The organism is Paenibacillus sp. 01T422, assembly GCF_056398785.1.
The window spans coordinates 1-3,722 of sequence record NZ_JBFTQB010000783.1; the positions used below are offsets into that span (position 1 = coordinate 1).

The window sequence follows — 3,722 nt, forward strand, 5'->3', positions numbered from 1 at the left end:
ACCTAGAGCTATCAATGTGCCAATAGCCACAGCGCCAGTACGTCCTTTTCCGCCGCCACAATGGAATCCGACCTTTTTACCGCTCTTATAAGCCTCTACGACATGATTTATAGCTTGTTGGAATAGTTGGTCTTGTGGATCTTCCGCATTGTCACCAAGCGGCACCTGAAGCCATTCTACGCCATCTGCAGGATAGGCACTCTCCGTAGCCTCACCACGTAAGTCGACAACAACCTCAACGTTCTCGTTTTTTATCATGTCCTCGACGTCTGAAGCTCCGCCGAAAAATATTTTGTCTTCTACCAAAGCTTGATAATTTTTCTGCATATCGGACTCCTTACTTTTTCTTAAAGGGTGTGAATTCAATTGTTACTGGCGAGGATGGTGCTGAAGGAGGGGCACAACATAGAGACATATCCTGCAAATCCCCTGCAGATTCAAACTCCGAATCCTCTTTGGTGTAAAAAATTTCCCAGGCATTACCGTCCGGATCATAAACCCAGACTTTATCTTGAACCGCATAACAGCATGTGGTGTTCATCTCATCAATGAGAAGAAGTCCGCTTTGTCTTAAACGTTCGCCCATAGCCAGAACATCTTCCGTGTTATCCACCTGGAATCCCAAATGATTAAGGACGCCCTTTTTCTCAAAAGGTCGAACATTTAAGGAAAAGTGAAGGGCTGGATCATCCAACTCAAATTTAGCGTAGTTGTCTTTTACTTTAGTAGGCTCTGTACCAAAGAAAGCATGGTAAAAATCGAGCGACTTCTGAAGGTTTGAACAGTTAACCGCAACGTGCATTCTTATGGTTTGAGATGTCGATACCATCTTCTTTCATTGTTGCAACTGCACGTGGATTTAATCCGTGGGCTTCTAAACCAGCACTTTTTACTTCGTATTTATCCCCGCCTAAAGCTTTTAAATATCCATCAGCGATTTGGCTGCGGCATGAGTTTCCTGTGCAAAGAAAATAAACTAACGGTTTTTTGTTCTCCATGGTTTCATTTCTCCTTTTGTGTAGGACCAGCTAAGGCTTAAGCGCCTCGATGCCCTTTTTTCATTTGTTTTGTACCTAGAATAGCTTTTATGATCAGTGCGCAGACTACTACAACGACTGCAATTGCAACAATTAACAACCAAATATTCATACTTGTTGTATTAATAACGTGAAGCCATAAATAAAGCCCAGTGAGGGTAATCAAGAGCGTTGGGACAGTAAGGATGATACCTGTCTTAAAATAATTGCCCCATGTGATTTTTACACCTTTCGTAGATAGAACATGAAGCCATAAAAGCGTTGCGAGTGACCCGATAGGTGTTATCTTAGGCCCAAGATCGCTTCCAACAACATTGGCGTAAATCAGTGCTTCTCGTATAATACCTTCTGTATTTGTACCTTTAATGGCAAGAGCATCAATCATAACCGTCGGCATGTTATTCATAATGGAGGACAAAATAGCCGACAAGAAGCCCATTCCTACTGTTGCAACAAATAATCCTTGTCCTGCTAAGTTCTCAACTACCGTTCCTAGGGCATCGGTGAGACCGACGTTTTTAAGGCCATAAACCACGACATACATGCCGATAGAGAATATGACTACAGCCCACGGAGCATCTTTAATCACTCGTTTTGTTTCGATCACTTTACTGGATCTAGCCATTAAAATGAAGATCAGTGCTACGACTCCTGCGATGATGGAAACAGGAATTTTAATAAATCCGCTGCTTATATACGCGACGAGAAGGATACCCAGGATAACCCATGACATTTTGAAAAGCTTAAGATCTTTGATGGCATTTGATGGTTGCTTTAATTGTTTCATGTCGTAATTCGTTGGAATGTCCTTTTTGAAATAAACGTACAAGACCACCAAACTTGCTGCTAATGAAAACAAGCTCGTGACAATCATGCGGCTTGCATAAGTGACAAAGTCGATTCCGAAGAAGTCCGCAGAAACGATGTTCACTAAGTTGCTTACAATCAGAGGCAAAGAAGTTGTATCTGCAATGAAACCACTTGCCATGATGAAAGGCAAAATCATTTTATCTGGCAGCTTCAACGCTCGGACCATCGCTAATACAATTGGCGTTAGAATTAACGCTGCACCATCATTTGCGAAAAAGGCAGCAACTGCCGCGCCTAATAAAATGACGTACACAAACATGAGTCGTCCGTTTCCTTTTGCAATCCTCGCCATATGCAAGGCAGCCCATTCAAAAAATCCGATATTGTCTAGGATTAAGGAAATGAGAATAATTGCGACAAAAGCGAGTGTAGCATTCCAAACAATGGATGTAACCGTCAGTACATCGTGGAAAGACACGACTTGGAAGATAAGAGCTAGGATAGCACCGGCAGAAGCAGACCATCCAATACTGAGGCCCTTAGGCTGCCAAATAACAAAAGTTAACGTAATAAGAAAAATAAGTACCGCAATGTAAGTCATGGTTCCTCCTAATCACAACAATTTAGATCTTCACAAGATATGGCATCCACTTTTTCTTTTTGGGATGGCAGGTGCTGAAAAAACTCGTTCAGAAAGGGTTTATCCTCAATATTTAAAGAATAAAACACCCATTGGCTCTTTTTGGCCTCTTTTACTAAACCGCCAGCCTTCAGTTTTCGCATATGCTGACTCACATTGGGCTGACTGGTTTGTAAGAGTTCAACAAGCTCATATACACATAGCTCACGTTCTTTGAGCAGAGAGAGAATGGTTAATCTCATTTTGTCTCCAAGCAGCTTACAAACTTCAGATAATTGTTCAATATCGGACAAAATTACACGCTCCTTTGCATCTGTACATTCAAGGATGAAGATCATGCGGCTCTAATATTTAGCCTTCTGCTATTTGATTCGTAAATTATTATATAATCATTTACTTATATATTAAAGTTGAGATTTTGTAAAGTATAATCGAGTATTAATCAAAATAAATTGATTTAACTCTTGAGTTTTCCAATTATTACGTGTTAAGATTAATTAATCAAATAAAGTTGATTTAATGAGGCGGCTGCGATGTTGAACTCTTACAGTATGGAGAAACTCATGCCGCAGTCAAAGGAGAGATGTCCATGAGTCAGGTTCACAATGATGAGGTACGTCAACATGTTCGCAGTCGCTATAAACAGATTGCAGTTGAGAGCATTCCTAGTGCAAGTTGTTGCTCCTCCACTACGCCAGCAACAAGCTGTTGTAACACTCCTGATGAAGTATCCTCAAAATTAGGTTACTCTAATGAAGAACTAAATGTTGTTCCAAATGGTGCAAATCTCGGTTTAGGATGTGGAAATCCTCAAGCAATAGCGTCACTAAAATTGGGAGAAGTTGTTCTTGATTTGGGCAGTGGTGCAGGTTTTGACGTATTTTTGGCCTCTAGACAAGTTGGAGAAACGGGTAAAGTTTATGGAGTCGATATGACACCAGAAATGGTTAGTCGTGCACGTCAAAATGCTCAGAATCATGGATATGAAAATGTAGAGTTTCGTCTCAGTGAAATTGAGCATTTGCCGATACTGAATGATTCCATTGATGTTATTATTTCAAACTGTGTTATTAATTTGTCACCGGATAAACAGCAAGTGTTTAATGAAGCATTTCGTGTATTAAAACCAGGTGGTCGTTTAGCAGTATCCGATGTGGTTATGACTTCTGAACTTCCAGAAGAACTAAAAAGTGATATTAGATCATTAGCTGGATGTGTATCAGGGGCATCTACTG

At 40.6% G+C, this 3,722-nt stretch carries 5 protein-coding genes and 1 pseudogene; 1 reads left to right on the forward strand and 5 read right to left on the reverse strand.

The genetic code is table 11. The features are described from left to right. From AC1DUA_RS31130 to AC1DUA_RS31150, 5 genes and pseudogenes are all read right to left on the reverse strand, one after another. On the reverse strand, nt 1-327 hold a 327-nt coding region (locus tag AC1DUA_RS31130), incomplete at its 3' end, for a protein-tyrosine phosphatase family protein (RefSeq protein WP_477503428.1). A 10-nt stretch (nt 328-337) separates the two neighbouring features. Further along, nucleotides 338-829, reverse strand: a complete 492-nt coding sequence (locus AC1DUA_RS31135) for an ArsI/CadI family heavy metal resistance metalloenzyme (protein WP_477503429.1) — start codon at nt 827-829, stop codon at nt 338-340. After that, nucleotides 807-998 (reverse strand): annotated as a pseudogene (locus AC1DUA_RS31140) (arsenate reductase/protein-tyrosine-phosphatase family protein); the annotation flags it as partial. The gene AC1DUA_RS31135 and the pseudogene AC1DUA_RS31140, both read right to left, overlap by 23 nt. A 37-nt stretch (nt 999-1,035) precedes the next feature. Beyond that, a complete protein-coding gene (locus AC1DUA_RS31145; RefSeq protein ID WP_477503430.1) occupies nt 1,036-2,448 on the reverse strand; it encodes an arsenic transporter in 1,413 nt (470 codons plus the stop codon). 8 nt (nt 2,449-2,456) lie between these two features. Further along, complete coding sequence (locus tag AC1DUA_RS31150) at nt 2,457-2,780, reverse strand: ArsR/SmtB family transcription factor (RefSeq protein WP_477503431.1); 324 nt, start codon at nt 2,778-2,780, stop codon at nt 2,457-2,459. A 296-nt stretch (nt 2,781-3,076) separates the two neighbouring features. On the opposite strand from AC1DUA_RS31150, the gene arsM reads away from it, so the two are divergent. Next, the coding region (gene arsM / locus AC1DUA_RS31155) for an arsenite methyltransferase (protein ID WP_477503432.1) at nt 3,077-3,722 on the forward strand (646 nt) is incomplete at its 3' end.

Coding starts and splice junctions, on each gene's coding strand:
- AC1DUA_RS31135 (WP_477503429.1), bottom strand. CDS start 829: ATGGTATCGACATCTCAAACCATAAGAATGCACGTTGCGGTTAACTGT.
- AC1DUA_RS31145 (WP_477503430.1), bottom strand. CDS start 2,448: ATGACTTACATTGCGGTACTTATTTTTCTTATTACGTTAACTTTTGTT.